Source organism: uncultured Legionella sp. (assembly GCF_937871865.1).
Lineage (GTDB): Bacteria > Pseudomonadota > Gammaproteobacteria > Legionellales > Legionellaceae > Legionella.
In genome coordinates, this window is the sequence record NZ_CALMPD010000157.1 from 17,487 (window position 1) to 33,755 (window position 16,269).

The following is a 16,269-nucleotide window of genomic DNA, read 5'->3' on the forward strand; positions in this document are numbered from 1 at the left end:
GTCCTGAAATCTTATTTCTGGGCTGGATTTCTGGATACCGTGGTCAAGCCACGGTAATTCGGAATAGGGGCAATTCACCAAGTTTCTGGGGAGCTGAGGTGTTGCTCTGAACGTTATGCTAATGGATAATAAAGGATATACGAAAACACTGTTTTTTCATTTTTTGGCATATCGATATTTTTAACGTCGTAATAAAGTATTCCTTCGCCAGATAATTCAAGCTTACCTACTGCCAGTTTGGCTTCTTTACCTTTAATTTCATTCAATTGTTTCTGTGGCGCTAAATCACTAAGACTCCATTGGATTCCTGTCCAGGCGCCAGTCAGTGACTTCTTATTTGTGTTATTTATAGTCGTCACTTTTGTTGTGATGCCCCAGGGAGTAGTGACTGAGTTTTTGCTAACAATTATTCCATCAACAGGTGATTTTGGTGTTGTTTTTATATGGATATCGTTGTCTTTTCCTGGTTTAAATTCTAACGTAATAGTGCTGACCTCGTTCAATTTAACGTCTTTGAAATTTAAAAAATAATCATACTCCGCTTGAGTGACTCCTAAATTTACATGGTAAGGCATAGGTTTTCCTGCCTCAAGTTCACTCACATAGCGCTTGAACCATTCCTGATGCTCTGCTATGCCTTTCTTTATTTTTTCACTGATGAGTGCTATTTCCCTGGATGCCTGCATTTCCATTACCTTTGCTGTGATGACTTTATTGGTGGGAAAATAAGCAGTCCATTCCGCTGCTATCAGAAGATTGGAACATGTAAGGCATAAAAAAGTAACCAGGTTAAGAAATAAAGGCATTATAGTGGGCCTTAAGAATTTACTGGGCGAAAGTTGGCCTAATATAATGAGTTCTCAATCCAAAGACAAATGGTTTTAAGCCATCAAAGATGGCTTTTAAATAGATTACAAGGAAAAGCTGCTGAGCTTGTCTATATATTTACTTTTATCTTCCTCACTTAAGGAGCTTACTTCATCGTTAGTTTTTAGCAGGATTTGCTTTGATATATCATAAGGAAGGCCTGGAATTCCATAACCGCTTGTTTTTCCTTTAAATATCAAAAGGGTATCCGTATAGTTGTTGCGACTTTGGCGGATCATAGGTAAAGCTAAATCATTTTTGATGATGGAAGGAATGTTTATTACGTGATTCACTCGGATACCACAAGGAACCAAAGCATCACTCTCATCGTAATAACCATTTATTTTAAATTCCAGTAATCCTGAATGTAAATTGGTTAACATCTTAAGGGTCGTTGGATTTTTTTGAAATTCGAAAATCAAGGCAGGGGTAGTGGCCCAGGGGTTATTAGAAAAATTCATAAAAACAGAATGATGGGAGGAAGATAAACATTCTGTTTTTATCTCCTGGCCATATATTTTAATGCTTGCATCTATAGATTGAACTGATTCAACCAGATAATTAAGGCATAGTTGTTTGTGTTGCGCAATGAGGAAAGCAACGTCAGTACAACTAATTTCAATATTTTCTAATAATGATATTGTTGAGGGAAGTTTTGATAACTTTAGAAACGTTGGTACATGCTGAATACTATTTTTCGGAGCACATGCTTGTATTGTTAGTTTATCGTGCCTGGATGACGGCACGCATAAAATTCCCGATACAGGTAATACTCGAAGAAGCGCATTAAAATATTCTGCATGCTGGAACTTATAAACCAGATTAATAACATTATCCGTCTGAATTAATATGCGAAATTTGCCTTGTTGGATTTTTGATTGAACAATTCCTACTTTGTTAAACATTTCTGATTGTTTTAATACTTCTAGAACCACTTCAAGGTCAGGAATTTGAGAGAGAGAGAAGCAACATGAAACTATCTGTTGTTCTGAACGCACTTCCCACTTTAGCTTATACTTAAGGCCTACTGTGCGGAAATAGTTTTGTAGATGCTGTTCCAGTGTTTGTTCAAGCCTGCGTTCATTGTTTTGTCGCAGTAATTCCGCTTTATTAATCATTTTGTATCCAATTCATTAAAACAGCCATTATAATGAAAAAAGATTAAGAATTTATTAGTTAACGTTCGCAATTTTCTATTCGGACTAATGCTCCCGTTGCAAGCATTCAATGCCTTTATTTGTTGCGCTATGTAACATTAAAGCACCATTCGAAGCTAGAATGAGATTCCTGGATAGGGTGGTCAAGCCACGCTAATTCGGTGTAGTGGTTTACTACACTAGGAAAAATTATCCAGATTATTGAGATGTGACAAGGACATGAGCTATGCTATTGATAGATAATTTAATCAAGGGAGTGGGAAATTATGCGTGTTTTACCTTTTAAAAAGATATTTATTGCTTTTACCGTACTGTTTTTTTCATTAACATCGTATGCCGATGAGCCTGCCTCAGGTGCTAATGCTTTTCTCTCTGCTTGTACAAACTCCTGGATGAGCAAGGCAGATAAAGCGGCAGATAAAGTGGATTATAAAAATTTCGGAGAAAAATACTGTACTTGTGCTTCTCAACAACCACTAGATAATGATGCGGCTATAAAAAAAGCCATTCAGCTGTGTATGTCAAGAACCTTGCTTCATGATGCTATGGGTTCATTAGAGGAGGAGGTTGGTTTATCTGATGCCAAAGATACAGATTTGATCGAATATTGTCAGGACAGATGGAACCTGATTTATCCGCAGCAAACTGATGATGTTAAAAAGTTGACTACGGCTTATTGTGAATGTGCTAAACCTAAATTATTGGATCTTATTAAACAGTCCGATTCAATGACTGATAAGCAATATGACGATTCCATTAATACTATCGCCCTGGACTGTTCTGGAAATGTAAATGAAGAACAACCTGCTCCTTCAACTGCAAGTCCTGCGCCTGCTAATTAATGAACTGTTAGTATATTGTAGCCCGTATTAGCATCGCATAATACGGGAGCCACGAGAACTGGGCCACTTTTTCCGGCATTACGCGATGCTAATGCGGGCTTCGTAACTGAAACAGTATGGAAGCTCTTAACCTCAATTGAGGGGATATTTAGTTATTTTAGTTCTAATACACTTTGCGATTGCGCTTCATCAGCACGTATGTTCTTTTCTGAACCACCAAGAAAAGTTAAACCAATAGGGAGCGGAGGTGATAAATCACCTTTTATTTTCTCCAACCCCTTTTTTGCGGTGTTTCTCACATCTTCTGAAATAGCATTCGAATGAATACGTTTTAAATTATCCAGCATTAGCTTTTGCCTTTTTTCATCATATTTATCCCAATTAATAAAGCTGGTTGTCAAACTGGCCGCTACTGTAGGATTTATTTTATCTAAACGAAGGATTTGATCTGCAATTAAAGAATAACCTTCTCCTGTCTGCGAATGAAAACCATAGGGATTATTAATAAATGAATGCAGCAATGCATAGACGTTATTTGGGTTTGATAAATCAAATGCAGGATGATTGGTTAACTGTTTAACCTGTTTTACTACCTCATGAGTATGGGATGATGCTTGTATGCTAAACCAATACTTCATCGCATTGGGCTCGTCACTCCAATGTTGAAGAAAACTATCGAATAACTCGCCAACTTTTTGATAGTTCATGTCGCAAAGTAATGTTAAAGAGGAAACCGTTTCGGTCATATTAGTACCCAACGCATCACGAAACAACAGACTTGTATACAGTTCAGTGCGTTCCTTGTTCGTATATTGAAAATAAGAGTTACATGCTGCTTTTAAACGACGAACCCCGGCATCTTGTAGGTTAAAAATGGTGAATTGGGATTCCTGGGTAGTGTATTGCATTTGCAGTTTATTATAACACTGGAATAAATCACTCTTTAACTCCACTGCAAGTGTGCGTTGGATGAGTTGGCGGCCTTCAGCAATTTTTTCAAAGTCAGGTTTTTCAACACCTGCAATTAATTCTTCTTCAGACTCCAATGTTAACAATTCAGCTTTTAGCCATTCATTAAGCGATTTGTCTGATAATATCGACCGGAAGGCATTGAAAAAGCGGGGGGTAAATAAAACGCTTTTTCCTTCACAATGATCCTGAATCATATGGCGAACTATTTTTTTTGCTGCTTCGCATCGATTATAAATGTTGGTATCGTGTTGCATTAAAAGTAATAAGTCATCCTGATTGTATTTATAGTTCAAATACACTGGGGCAGAGAAGCTGCGTAATAATGAAGGGACAGGGCGGCTCGCTATATTATCAAAATGAAATTCCATCTCTGATTGAGCAATCATTAGTATCTTATCGCTCTGAATTTCCTTTCCTGATTGATCTAATAAACCAATGATTAAAGGGATTGGCCTTCGTTCTTTCTCATTTGTTTTAACGATCAGGGTGTAACGTTTGCTATCCGAATTATATTCATCTGTAATGGTCAGTTGTGGAATGCCTGATTCTGTAAACCATAATAAAAATGGATGTACATTTGTTTGAGAGGTATTGGATAATGATTCTAACATATCCTCTAAAGTGACTGCCCCACCATCATTTGCCTTAAGAAAGGCAGTCATTCCTTTATAGAAAACCTCTTTGCCCAAAGTAAGCATGAGCATTCGAAATATATCAGCACTTTTCTCGTAGGCTGCGGCGGTATATAAACTTCGTACCGCTGTATATGAGCTGGGGCGTGGTGCACGCTCGTCCAGATTTTTTCCATCAAGCAAACGAATCAGATCGGTCCCAAATAATTCCTCACGAAACATGGCTGCTCTGAATGTTGTTAACCCCTCTTTAAAGGATAAATTAAACCAATCTCTGATGGTTACTCTATCTCCTGACCAGTAGTGAAAAAACTCGTGAGCCACGACCTCCAATACGCGTAAAATGCCTAAATCAGTGGTGATATCAAGCCTTGCATATAAATTAGCGGTGTTAAATAAGTTCAATCCAGTTGGTTCGGAGGCGCCTGATGCATATTTATCAACTCCCGCTACCATGTGTTGTGGCAGATCGCAGGGTAGTTTATAGGTGCGCTCATCCCATTCCATCGCGGCCTTTAATACTTCTTTTGCAAAATCACATTTATCGGTAGCACTAAGTGGCACGTAAAATTCAATGGGTAAGTCTCGGCCTGATTGGGTCGTATAGTGGGTTACAGAGCGTTGTAAATCTCCTGCTACCATGGCAAACAAATAACTGGGCTTCGGCACTTTATCCAGCCAGGTCATTGAATGAAGCTCATTAGGTAACCTCTTGTTTTCAATCAACTCACCATTAGAAAGCAATACAGGGTATTGTTCTTCATTTGCAATAATGGTTGTTTTATAAGTCGCTAGATTATCGGGCCTGTCGTTACAATAAAGCAGGCGCCTTAATCCTTCTGTTTCTGCTTTAACCAGGACAGTTCCCTCTGTTTCATATAATCCAAATAAATCTGTATTTTCACCAAGAAGCGTTTTGGTTTCTAAAGTAAAAGGAATGTCCTGAGGAATATTTTTAATAATAAGCGAGTGTTCGGTTACTTCGTATTGAGATTCATCCAGGGGAATATCGTTAAGCATAATTGAGGTTAAAATCATATTTTCCCCATCCAATATTAATTCGGTGGCATGAGATTCTACTTGGGGATTGGATATAATATGAAGGCGTGAACGGGCAGATACTGGGAGGAGACTCAAATCTATTTCAAGATCAACATGTTCCACCAGATAATCAAGAACTTTATAATCGCTTAATTTAACTGTTTTTGGCATGAATTCTTCCTTAGTTCATTGAAATAAAATCTCCTTTTGCATGCCACAATATAAGATTGATGTTTTTATTTCAACACGTGTTTCTATTAGTCGACATGTTCAGTTTAAGGAATATTTATCTGAATAATCGCGGGGAAGGGAGAACCCCTGTAACAACACCAAGAAATTGCATGATATAAATCACTAAGACAACCAATATCAAAAAATTAAATACCAGATTTATTAATGGAGCCATAGGGATGAATTGATTGACGGCCCATAGCAGAAATGCAGAAATGAATATCATGACCAATTGATTTAAATCAAGCATAAAATCTCGAAGTGCATCTCAATAATCTAACTATAGTCGAGTCTTGAGTATTTTGATACGGCTGGAACATTTTTGCAACGGATCCTCTCTGAATCTGTGATCAAAGGCTGGTGGTGTTGCGTGTATAAGATAGCAGCCAGTAAAAAGTCGGATTAATCGAGAAATAATCCTTAAGTCGGTTGCCGCTCTATTACTCCCCAAGCCCTAAGTAAAGCTCCATCGATACTATTTATGAAACAATTCGTTCGTTCACATAACCTAGACTTAGCTTAAAAAATATGGCATGAGCAGTTCTTTTTTAAGACTTATTGAGATTATTATGCCCATCAGGAGCGACAAAAAAAATGACAAACCTTTCAGAGATACTTTTTTCCAAATAAATCAAGATCAAATAGATGAAATAATTGTCCAAATTGTCCTACCAAGAATACAGATAAACATACCTCCTATGCAACCTCTCAATTTCAACTTCCTCCTATTCCCCCGCCTGGACATTGACCAGATTAATCGTGAGGCGCCGCAGCAGCTATAGCTCACTTATTCGATCACAGAGCTCCAGCAATAGAACATGAGGAAGAGAGAGATGAGGTTCCTCGTTTGTAGTAATATTAGTGTACGCTGATATTTACTTTTGGGTATTTCGCGTTTAGCTTAAAGATTCATAATTTAAAAAGGGACTTTTAAATGACGAAAAAAAAATAGCCATTCAAGCAACTTTACGTGCATAAGATACAATTCTTAAGGAAGGGGAATAATGAGTTTTTGGCAGGAGTATGTTTAAAAATCTCTTAAGTCATTGCTCCTAAAAATTAACAAAAGGATTTTTTTTTAAATAAGAATGGCTCATCCTTGAGCAACGTTTTATTCTGAGTTTACTTAAGAGGGTGCATATTCAGAACGGGCTTGTTCTTCATGTTCATCTGGTGATTTAGCAAATAAGCTGCCTACTAAATCGACTGCATTGATGAACGGGCTTGCTAATGCAGCGAGTCCAGCACCTACTGTTAAAACAGTATCGACATATAAATCGCCTATTTTGTCTATAGCTGTATCAGTGTCCATTTTTATCAAATTGAAAATCGCCTCCAAGGCTGTTATCAAGCTTTGGATCATCAATTCAGCAGTCAATATGCCCAGAAATACTGGAGCGGAAGCTACATATGCTGCTCTTTTAAAGAAATTACCTGTAGAAGTGTAAGGTTGAAAGAAGACGGGGCCGAATTTTTCGGGCTTATCGCTAATTAATTTTGCAATTCCTCACGTAGTGGTTCCTGAATGTTCAAATAGAAATTCATTAATTTGCTCAAAGAAAGACATAGTTAAGTTCTAAAATTAAATCCAAATGAGCCATTATTATACATTAATTGACGATGTTAGCAATAAGGTGTTGGTTTTTTGTATTCTCTTTATGATTGGAAGGAGCTATAAGTCAGTGCAAAAGGGTATTGATATGACGAGATGATATTGCTCATCCTGAGTATAGCGAAGGATCTCCTGAATCCCGGGAGATCCTTAATTCAAAACAACTATCTAAGCTGTTTCTTTAGGATGATGTCCCAGTGCGTGTAGGTGCATACGGAGATGTTCATAAAAACCATCGAGTTTCTCATGTGCGTTTGAGGCGAATTTCTGATGCAATACATTGCCTAGCATACCTTCAATGCCACTCAAGAGCATATCAGGGGTACGCAGTGGCGCAGGTAATTCGTTAATCGATTTAAATAATGTTTCTACCAGATTTTGGCCTATATAATTCATGGCACTGTAAAAATCATCTTCGGCAATGTTCGTTGATGAAAAAGTGGGATTAGCAGGATTATTAATGCTCATATTCACCCTATTTTGGTGGTTTAATTTGTAGAGGAACTCTAAATTAAATACTAATGAATTACAAGAATGAATGCCTACATACTCATGCCTTACGAATGAATTCGCTTCGCTCATAGGAGCCTGAATTTCATCCGGGCTACATTCGATAGCCTGCCTTTATTAACCGAGACAATCTGTCTAATAAATCGACAGAAACACATGGCCCATGTATTATGTTTGGTCTTTGTGTATAAAAATTCTCTCTCGCATTTGTTGTTTCGAGGTATCAATGTTTACCAAAACAGAATTTTCCATTTTTAATAATGCAGGTCTTATATATTCCACTACACAAAATGGAGTACATACTGCACTTACTGACATACCTACAGGGGATCTGGATTTAGAGCGTTTGATTAATGATGAGCCAAAATGTTGGCGCTTGCCTGTAGCAACACAGGATTATAAAAGAAAAAAAATAATTATTACGGACCTGAAAACGCGTTTTAAAATATATACCTGCGATATAGAGCCGGCTAGAAAAACCTATCTTGAGGAGTTTGAGCTTTGGAACATGCTTCTTTCTTATGACTTTGAGATATATGCCTGGACAGGCTCATTGGTTCACATAAAAAATGTTGATGATTTATTTGAGCATCTTTTTCTGATTGAGCCAATTAAAACAAGTCACCTCATAGAAAAAATAAAGGATTCAGGTTTTAATAAAGATGAGTGCTTTTTTGCGACGACAGAAAATAGCAGTACATTATTTGCCAATGTTTTCATCAATAATAAACATATATACAAGGGTAATATTGGCCTGAAACACTCTTATAAAATTGTAGCGAACAGCTTATTAGTGTTGATGTCCTTGCCTCATCATTTATTACAAGCGTATTTGGATACACTGGATTTGGAAACAGGAAAACCGTTTACGCTAGAGTCCAACATGTTTACTCTTTTAGAATATGATTGCAGCAAATTTCTTAAAAAAATCGCTTATCTTAATCCACAAATAAATATACAAAGACTGAAGCCAGGAGCTGATTATTATTATGACGAGTGCGCACCGGATATCCCCGAAATTCCTACAGAATTAGCTCCATACATTAAAAGCTTCTCTATCCATCCTGGCACTACAACTATTCGCAAATTTACTGAACAACAAATGTTCGATTTTTTTGGATCGTTTAAGTGCATAGAGGACCTGGAGTTATGTCAAATAAAAATAAAAGGATCAAATGTTAATTATTCGGATTATGCTACCACCTTTCATTCGTTAAAAAGTTTAAAATTGAAACATCTACGGCTTTGTAATTCTGGACTTTTCTCTTTTATACTGAACAATAGTCCTAATTTGGAAGAGCTCATACTGGAACATTGCGAAATTAATATGGATGATTTCCGTCTGGGTGCAAATGTTCTAAAATCGCTCAAAAAGCTGACGCATAACAATACAGAATACCTTTCTTTTTGGGATAATACAGATCCAGATACTGATTTGTTAACCAGTCTTCTTAAGGCAACAGAATCTTTAGAACAGTTGCAAGTAGAGGTGCTTGAGTTGCCGAAGGAGTTTATTGCTGTACTGGAACCATCCCGTCTTAAACATCTTCGTGAATTGAACATTATGTGGGTTTTCGAAGATGATATTAATTTTATCAAATTATGCAGCAATCTTGAATCATTAATTTATATTAATGAGGATGAGGAGCGTTCTAAGATTAAGCTTGACTTTGATCCTGATATTGATTGTGAGTCAGAGTATGAGTTTGAGTCGTCTGCATCTATTCTTCAGAATCAGATTTTCTTAAAGATTCTAAATCAACTGGAACTTCCTCGTTTACGCAACGCGTCATTTATTAAAAATGGCAAGAATATTCCTATAGAACGATTCCCTGTCAGCGAAATTGGTCCAGAAGGAGTCATTGATTATGAATTTGGTCAGGTTGATTGCACTTTGTTTAATGACAAAATCAAAGAGTCTTCCATGATAATCAAGGAGGCTCATAAAACCAATTATCTGATTCTTTTAACGACCCCAAATAAGGGGGCTGCTGATCTAGACTCTGATTTAGATGAAAAAGAGGACGATGGATACTTCGATGGGAAAACAGGTCCCGCTGATTGTGCATTAACTGCAGTGGAGTATTTTCGTCCCAAAAAGGGGAGCTCTGATGTCAGTAGATATCGATTGGATACTTTTCAATTTGCAGGTCCAGGTAAGCAATTATCATTTATACCTATAGAGCCCGGTCATGCTGTCATATTAGATATACCTTTGGTAGACGATATCAGCACTGTCTATAATGATACATATCAGAATACAGATGATGTGTTTCTTGGTACGGTTGAACTGTTCCCCAAAAAGCAGGGGAAATGGATCAAATTACCTTCCTTTACTCCTGATGATACGATATTCATGGCATCTAAAATAACTGATAACGTGATAACCATCAGAAAAAGTGCTAATAATTTTCATTATGTTCACGTCGATACGTGTGAACCTGTTGTGTTTCAATTCTTGCTAAAAACCCCTGAGTGGGCTTTTCAAAAGTATGAGCGGATTCCTATAGACTTGGAAGCCCTTTTCTATGTGTTGCGGAATGGGTATTTTGATAATAATGGCTATTATACTTTAGCACCCCATCTCCATCCATCGTTTCATTTTATACAACAATTTAATATCGATCAAAAAGTCTATTTTCTCTCTTCTTTTTGTCGAAATTTTTCTGTAGAGGAATTATCAGAACAAGTATCGGATCAATCTTCCCTTTGGGAGTTGTTTAATCAGGTGATTCGTGAACAAAAGGGCTCCTGTCGTCACCGAGCAAAGGCATTTACCATATTGGCAAGTATTTTTGGTATCAGGGTGGAGCTCGATAGTAATGATTGCCATCAATTTGTCCATGTATGGTATCCAGATAAAGGTTGGCGAGCACTCGATCTTGGTGGTGCTGAGGCGCAATTGAATCTTATAAAAGCTCCTGAACAAATTGCGAAAAAACAAAAAAATGAGCAGGTTTTAGAGCCAGATAACCATTATATTCGTCGGCAATGGCAAAAATCCAGTGCAAAAACGTTTGAAGAGTATTGCACTGAATTATTAACAGATATTCAGAAATTTGATTCAGGAAAAAAGAATATTTTAGTTTCTTTAAAACCCCAACAAGTTGAAGGCTTTTTAGCACACCTTCAAGTAGTGCAGCACAATGAGAAGCGAGGTTACATTTACATTGATCATCTCGATAACATCAGAACATCGGAAGTTGTCTTGGGAGCCAACGGTGAAAAACACAAACAAGACAGCGGATTAATAAGAAACATTAAGAAGGCAAAGCCCGGAGATGTGCTGGTTGTTAACCAGATTGAAATGAAAACGGAGCATATTGTTTACAACACCATGATGGATACTCAGCAAAGAATGCTGAAAGAGACTGATTTGCCCGAGGGATTGATTCTTATCAGTTTGCAACCTGAGAATCGCTCGGCAAGCGAAGACGTTCATTCGCGCTATCAATTACGAAGCAAATGTCCGAGGCGTTTAAAATATACTACTGTTTATCCGTCTGTTGTTAAAACATTAGATGATGACCAGCAAAAACTGTTATGCATCAATATTTATTTCCCTGACGAATACAAACAACAGATGACCGTTCGGCTTGCTTGTAATGGCCCTAACATACACGCTATTGAGTCGCAGTTGATTACGGCATTAAAAAGAGGGCATTCCGGCGTAGTCATACGCAATGCCCCTTGGAATGCCCCTGGATTCCGGTTATTTTTAGGTGAAATGATCTATTCTAGGCGCTTTGAAGCCAACGGCCATAGTATTGATATCCCTGCTGATTTCAGTTTTGTATTATGGGATAAGCCTTATGAGGTGCATCTGGATTATTTCAGTGACACTGCATGTTCATCAGATGCAGCCCCTTCTGACATAAAAATTTTAAATAACCTGACGTTTAAATCCTTTTTTGAATTATATACTTGCAAAGACGGGGTTTTTAATACGACGCCTGGGTGGATAGAACGTTACAAAGGTAGCACATTATCTATCGTGCTAAGCCATGAATTATCCAATGCTCATAGCGCTTTACTATCTGAACAAGCTCGTCGTTTTTCAACGCAATTGCAACGCATCACTCTTTCGGACAACAGACCCAATGAGCTTGCTCCAGTCATCGTTGCTGATGATCTGGACTTGGCAGAGGCATTGCATTTTAGTGATGGCACTGAACTCAGGGTTATTCCTGTGTCTGAAATGACAAACTATAGCGATTTAATTGAACGTTATGCGCGAACTGAGTCTGGTGAATACCAACACAGTGTTTCTTGTGTGGCAAAACTACTACTCGACGGAACATCTGTTGTTTTAAAAGGAAACTTATCACCTTTGTTGGAAAAACAGTTGGAATCCTTGCTGCTTCCTACTCCTTATTTGGTGATTGATGGACAGCACCATGAGTTTAAAGCAGGCCAATTCAAGCTGCTCACAACCAACGCGATAAATGGCAATTTTTTCCAATGCCACACGCTGGCACTGCCTACTCCGTGGGTGATGATTGAGAAACAGTTTCCGGACTTATTAGTGACACAGACGAAAAATCTTGTTGCTGCGTATGCAGAATGCCTACCCCGAGAGCCGCTTTTTAGTTATATTCAATTGCAAGCTATATTGATGCGACTCAAGCAGAAACCCTACGCCAATCCACTAAAGCCAATCTTGCGATTAAAAAGCAATTATGATGAATTACAGCCTATTGTGGAACAAATTTGGGACGTGGTTGATCTGGCAAAAGAATATCTGTCCTTTGATTCGTACGATACTACTCAGCTCAGGATCGATAAAGTTTTAAGTGAGTTGAGGCATAGCTCATATATTTTTGTGGCAGGAGCCAGTGGCAGTGGTAAAAGTACTTTATTTTTTCATCAATTAGAGCGCCTGGTGCCAGACACCAAAGTGTTTGGCGGGCTTGATAAAATAAATTTATGGCTGCAATCGGACAGTCCTCGTCCCTTTCTGGTGGTTGAGGAAGCTAATTTGCTCAACAAGGATGCGTTTGCATTTTTAGAGTTACTGTTTCAAAAACAACAGAGCGTTTTGGTTAATGGTGAGATAATGCCGATATCCTCAAGACATAAAATCATTTTTATTGGTAATTTCGGTTATTTTAAGGACAGAACGCAGCAGGCATTTTTTAGTCGTCATGGACATATTATCACGTTTAAAGAATTACCTGATGTTCTTTTAAAACAGCAGGTATTGCTTCCTATTTTATCAACACAACCTGTCAATGAGAAAAAGCGTGATGAAGTGGCTGGTCATTTGTTGCAAGCGTATAAAAAGATGAGGCTGTCTTTGCAAGATACAATTACTACTCGTAACCTGGAAATGCTTGCCTGGCGTTTTCTGAATAATGTGCGATACGGTCAAGAAAATGATGCCTTGTGTCTGGCTGTGTACGATGAATTCCAGATCTTTTTCACAGAGAGTGAACGCCCAGTATTCCTGAATAGTCTGAGTGATTATAAAGCGATTAAGGCGGAACGAAAAAATGCTATTGTTTTTGATGAAAGTGACTTTTTCCTTGCATCAACTCGCCGTAATCCCTTGCGATTAATTAATCAGTTCTTGCAGATTCGTGAGCAAAAAATGATGAGCTCACATTATTTTACAGGCGTACAAGGAGTTATTTTAGAAGGTGATTCGGCTGAGGGCAAAAGCTCATTATTAAAACATTATCTGGATGCTAACGATTTTGTTTTGGCAACGGAGGATAATGTCGAACATAAACGTCGTTATTATGTGATTAACGATTTGGAAAGTCTGGAGCCGGTTCTCTATCAAGCCTTTAACGAAGGGGCCTTGGTTATTATTAACGAACTGAATACTATGCCAGTTGAGTTATTATTAAATCAATACATGTCAGGGCTTGATAAAGATGGGAAGTGCGCAACAAAAATGGGATTTGCAGTACTTGCTACCCAAAATCCTATTAGTTTTGACTTCCGAAAACAATTATCAGCAGCCTTACTTAATCGCTTCCAAAAAATTGTTCTTAAGGAGTACAAACCAGAAGAAATTAAAACAATTACCAAATTGTTTTGTGAGAATGAGGATGAAGCACAAAAAGAGGCTGATAAATACATCAGTGCCCGTGAGCATGCTAAAAGCAAGGGTTTTTTAAGACCTAATGTTCGTGAGCTCATTAATATTTGTGGTACAAAACGCAAAGCGGAAGATGATGTTGATCTAGAGCCTCCTAAAAGAGGACGATTCATTTAACATTACGGTAATGCTCCGTTACTAGCTTCTCAGGACGACGGTATGTAGTACCACTAGGACTGTTCCGCATTACGCTCTGTTAATGCGGACTACTATGAATTAGTGTGAAATCTCTTAGGGTGGTATGACCCAGTAATTATCTTTTTTCCGGAGTTTGCTGCGGAACAGTTGCCTTTTATCGGTAGGGGCATTATGGTTGAGCAGCCAATAAATATCAGAAATAATATCTCGCGAACGATAATAACTGTGACTAAAAGAAGGTTTGATTATATAGGTTGCGTCAACAATATCCAGATTATCCATCCCTTGCTCAGACAAGCTTAGCAAGGCCTGCGTCTCATCCAGTTGTGTGTTATCATCAAAATGAGTAGGTAAACCCAGAGGTTTGGTACCATGTTTTAGATTGGAGATCAGTAAGGCTCCGTCATCTGAAGCAACATAAACGGTTAATCTTTTTACCATAGCCAGGATCTGATCTTTAAAATGCAAATCGAAATCGTCTTGATCCACATCAGGCGCAATCAGAATGACATCTGATATTTCTTTGTCTTTATCCCGCCAATCAGCTTTCGTGTACAGTATATCGAAGGCATCACAAAGCAAACGGGTTCCCAGGCTATGCCCAATAATTACTAGTCTCGCACCAGGTACCTCTCTTTTTAGCTCAGTAAGAAAGTTGGCGAAAGCGACTGCACTTTTTTTCTCCATTTGTTCGTCTGCTACATAGGCAAACAAACGATTCTGGCTTGGCCAGGAAAAGAATAGATAGGTTGCTTCTGTATTGAGATCATAAGCTCCCCGAGCCAAAACAGCTGCGGTTCCTTCAAAACTGTTGGCATAACCATGTATCCATACAACGAGCAACTTGGATTCAGTTTTTGCTATTGTTTGATTGAGCTCATGAAAAAATTTTTTTTCCTCAAGAGGGATATCCTGTACTATTTTTTTCTTAAAATCTCCACCAATACGATATTGCCGAGGAATATTAACAATGCTAATGCCATAATTTAGTGTTGGGCTGAGTTCACCTGTTTTATTTCCATCTTCGATGAGGCGATTGGTGGCATAAAACTCTTTAATAGCAGGTTGCCCATCAATTAAATGAATTCCCGAACGGTTTTCAAGATTGATGACATCATAGTTAAATTGGGATTTGTATCTGTAATAAAATATGCTAAGCAATAGGAGCAGGAAAAGGAAGGTTAGTGATAATATAAATTTTTTCCTGGAAATGGGGTTCATATAAGATAGATTAGCGTGGTCATAAATAATTGTAGTTCGTTTCAGCTTATTGAGTCCAGGATCTGTTGATATTTCATTGCAAACTTTACATCCCACACCCTGTGTTTGATGAAAAAACGACATGTCGGGCGCTTCGTCTGACGCTAATTGTTCAATCTAAGTCCAACAGAATTCTCTCATAACCTCTATTTAGGCTACTTGTATAAAGTCAGTTAATTGTGGCAATGACTCTGGAGAATAATTCTGGAGTAATATTTCCTGAATATGAGCACCATTGTTGGGCTGGGTTATAGTGAGGAGTGTTGAATTTACTCCATCAACATTTACCGTGCTTGCATGAACCTGGTTTTGGAGTGGGTTAGTACCACCGCCAAAAATATCATTCAAGAATACTATTTTATCTCCGTTTGCAGGGTTGAAATCGGTAATAGTGTCTCGCTCTACAGATTGACCATTAACAGACGCTGCATCAAATAGATATGTATTTGCTCCTCCATTACCAGTCATAACATCCTCACCTAATCCACCATAAAAAGATTCATTGCTGGCGTATCCCACCAAAATATCATTAGCAACAGAACCATTGACCAATGCACCATTTAGTTCGAACACATTGAAATCATCGATGTCTTCATCAGAACTTAGATGCAACAATCCTGTATTTAATAAACTATTTAATGTTAAATCATCATAATAAGAGTTGACGTAATCGAGTACTGTATCTACTGCAGTACCATTATCCAGGCCATGATCTGCTCCGTCAAAATAGAGACTAAAATTCCAGTGACCATCGCTTCCTTCTGATAAACGATAAATATTGTTGCCTATTAGTCCCAAATCCGGAGATATGGCATTGGCGACCAAATCACTGGCAAGATAACTATCTAACTCACCTTACGCACGCCACTCGTTAGCAAGCCATATTTTTTAACTCCTGCAT

The 16,269-nt window shown here is 38.0% G+C and carries 10 protein-coding genes; 2 read left to right on the forward strand and 8 right to left on the reverse strand.

Translation table 11 applies throughout. The features are described 5' to 3' along the window. Positions 1-113 precede the first annotated feature (113 nt). Together Q0495_RS08855 and Q0495_RS08860 are read right to left on the reverse strand one after the other, a co-directional pair. The gene (locus Q0495_RS08855) at positions 114-806 is read right to left on the reverse strand and encodes a hypothetical protein (protein WP_298625111.1); all 693 of its coding nucleotides are present in this window, start codon (positions 804-806) and stop codon (positions 114-116) included. A gap of 105 nt (positions 807-911) precedes the next feature. Continuing rightward, positions 912-1,985: a hypothetical protein gene (locus tag Q0495_RS08860; RefSeq protein WP_298625113.1), complete on the reverse strand. Its 1,074-nt coding sequence runs from the start codon at positions 1,983-1,985 to the stop codon at positions 912-914. 305 nt (positions 1,986-2,290) lie between these two features. Here Q0495_RS08860 and Q0495_RS08865 point away from each other — a divergent pair, with 305 nt between their 5' ends. Beyond that, positions 2,291-2,866: a hypothetical protein gene (locus Q0495_RS08865; protein WP_298625115.1), complete on the forward strand. Its 576-nt coding sequence runs from the start codon at positions 2,291-2,293 to the stop codon at positions 2,864-2,866. Between the two features lie 152 nt (positions 2,867-3,018). Here Q0495_RS08865 and pepN read toward each other — a convergent pair whose 3' ends face one another. From pepN to Q0495_RS08885, 4 genes are all read right to left on the reverse strand, one after another. Beyond that, positions 3,019-5,682 carry an aminopeptidase N gene (pepN, locus tag Q0495_RS08870; RefSeq protein WP_298625117.1) on the reverse strand — a complete coding sequence of 888 codons (2,664 nt, stop codon included), beginning with the start codon at positions 5,680-5,682 and terminating at the stop codon, positions 3,019-3,021. Positions 5,683-5,797: 115 nt separating this feature from the next. Beyond that, the gene (locus Q0495_RS08875; protein ID WP_298625119.1) at positions 5,798-5,992 is read right to left on the reverse strand and encodes a Thivi_2564 family membrane protein; all 195 of its coding nucleotides are present in this window, start codon (positions 5,990-5,992) and stop codon (positions 5,798-5,800) included. Between the two features lie 876 nt (positions 5,993-6,868). Next, the gene (locus tag Q0495_RS08880) at positions 6,869-7,054 is read right to left on the reverse strand and encodes a hypothetical protein (protein WP_298625121.1); all 186 of its coding nucleotides are present in this window, start codon (positions 7,052-7,054) and stop codon (positions 6,869-6,871) included. Positions 7,055-7,522: 468 nt separating this feature from the next. Beyond that, complete coding sequence (locus Q0495_RS08885; RefSeq protein ID WP_298625123.1) at positions 7,523-7,822, reverse strand: hypothetical protein; 300 nt, start codon at positions 7,820-7,822, stop codon at positions 7,523-7,525. A 268-nt stretch (positions 7,823-8,090) separates the two neighbouring features. Between Q0495_RS08885 and Q0495_RS08890 the strand changes: the two genes are divergently transcribed. After that, entirely contained in the window at positions 8,091-14,087 is a 5,997-nt protein-coding gene (locus Q0495_RS08890; protein WP_298625125.1) for a hypothetical protein, read from the forward strand. Positions 14,088-14,201: 114 nt separating this feature from the next. Here Q0495_RS08890 and Q0495_RS08895 read toward each other — a convergent pair whose 3' ends face one another. Both Q0495_RS08895 and Q0495_RS08900 read right to left on the reverse strand, forming a co-directional pair. Beyond that, complete coding sequence (locus Q0495_RS08895) at positions 14,202-15,452, reverse strand: alpha/beta hydrolase (protein ID WP_298625127.1); 1,251 nt, start codon at positions 15,450-15,452, stop codon at positions 14,202-14,204. A 66-nt stretch (positions 15,453-15,518) separates the two neighbouring features. Next, positions 15,519-16,166, reverse strand: a complete 648-nt coding sequence (locus tag Q0495_RS08900; RefSeq protein WP_298625129.1) for a type I secretion C-terminal target domain-containing protein — start codon at positions 16,164-16,166, stop codon at positions 15,519-15,521. Positions 16,167-16,269 lie beyond the last annotated feature (103 nt).

Bases quoted from the DNA above. Each gene is read 5' to 3' on its own strand.
- Q0495_RS08855 (WP_298625111.1), bottom strand. From the start codon at position 806: ATGCCTTTATTTCTTAACCTGGTTACTTTTTTATGCCTTACATGTTCC.
- Q0495_RS08885 (WP_298625123.1), bottom strand. From the start codon at position 7,822: ATGAGCATTAATAATCCTGCTAATCCCACTTTTTCATCAACGAACATT.
- pepN (WP_298625117.1), bottom strand. From the start codon at position 5,682: ATGCCAAAAACAGTTAAATTAAGCGATTATAAAGTTCTTGATTATCTG.
- Q0495_RS08860 (WP_298625113.1), bottom strand. From the start codon at position 1,985: ATGATTAATAAAGCGGAATTACTGCGACAAAACAATGAACGCAGGCTT.
- Q0495_RS08890 (WP_298625125.1), top strand. From the start codon at position 8,091: ATGTTTACCAAAACAGAATTTTCCATTTTTAATAATGCAGGTCTTATA.
- Q0495_RS08875 (WP_298625119.1), bottom strand. From the start codon at position 5,992: ATGCTTGATTTAAATCAATTGGTCATGATATTCATTTCTGCATTTCTG.
- Q0495_RS08895 (WP_298625127.1), bottom strand. From the start codon at position 15,452: ATGTCGTTTTTTCATCAAACACAGGGTGTGGGATGTAAAGTTTGCAAT.
- Q0495_RS08865 (WP_298625115.1), top strand. From the start codon at position 2,291: ATGCGTGTTTTACCTTTTAAAAAGATATTTATTGCTTTTACCGTACTG.
- Q0495_RS08880 (WP_298625121.1), bottom strand. From the start codon at position 7,054: ATGGACACTGATACAGCTATAGACAAAATAGGCGATTTATATGTCGAT.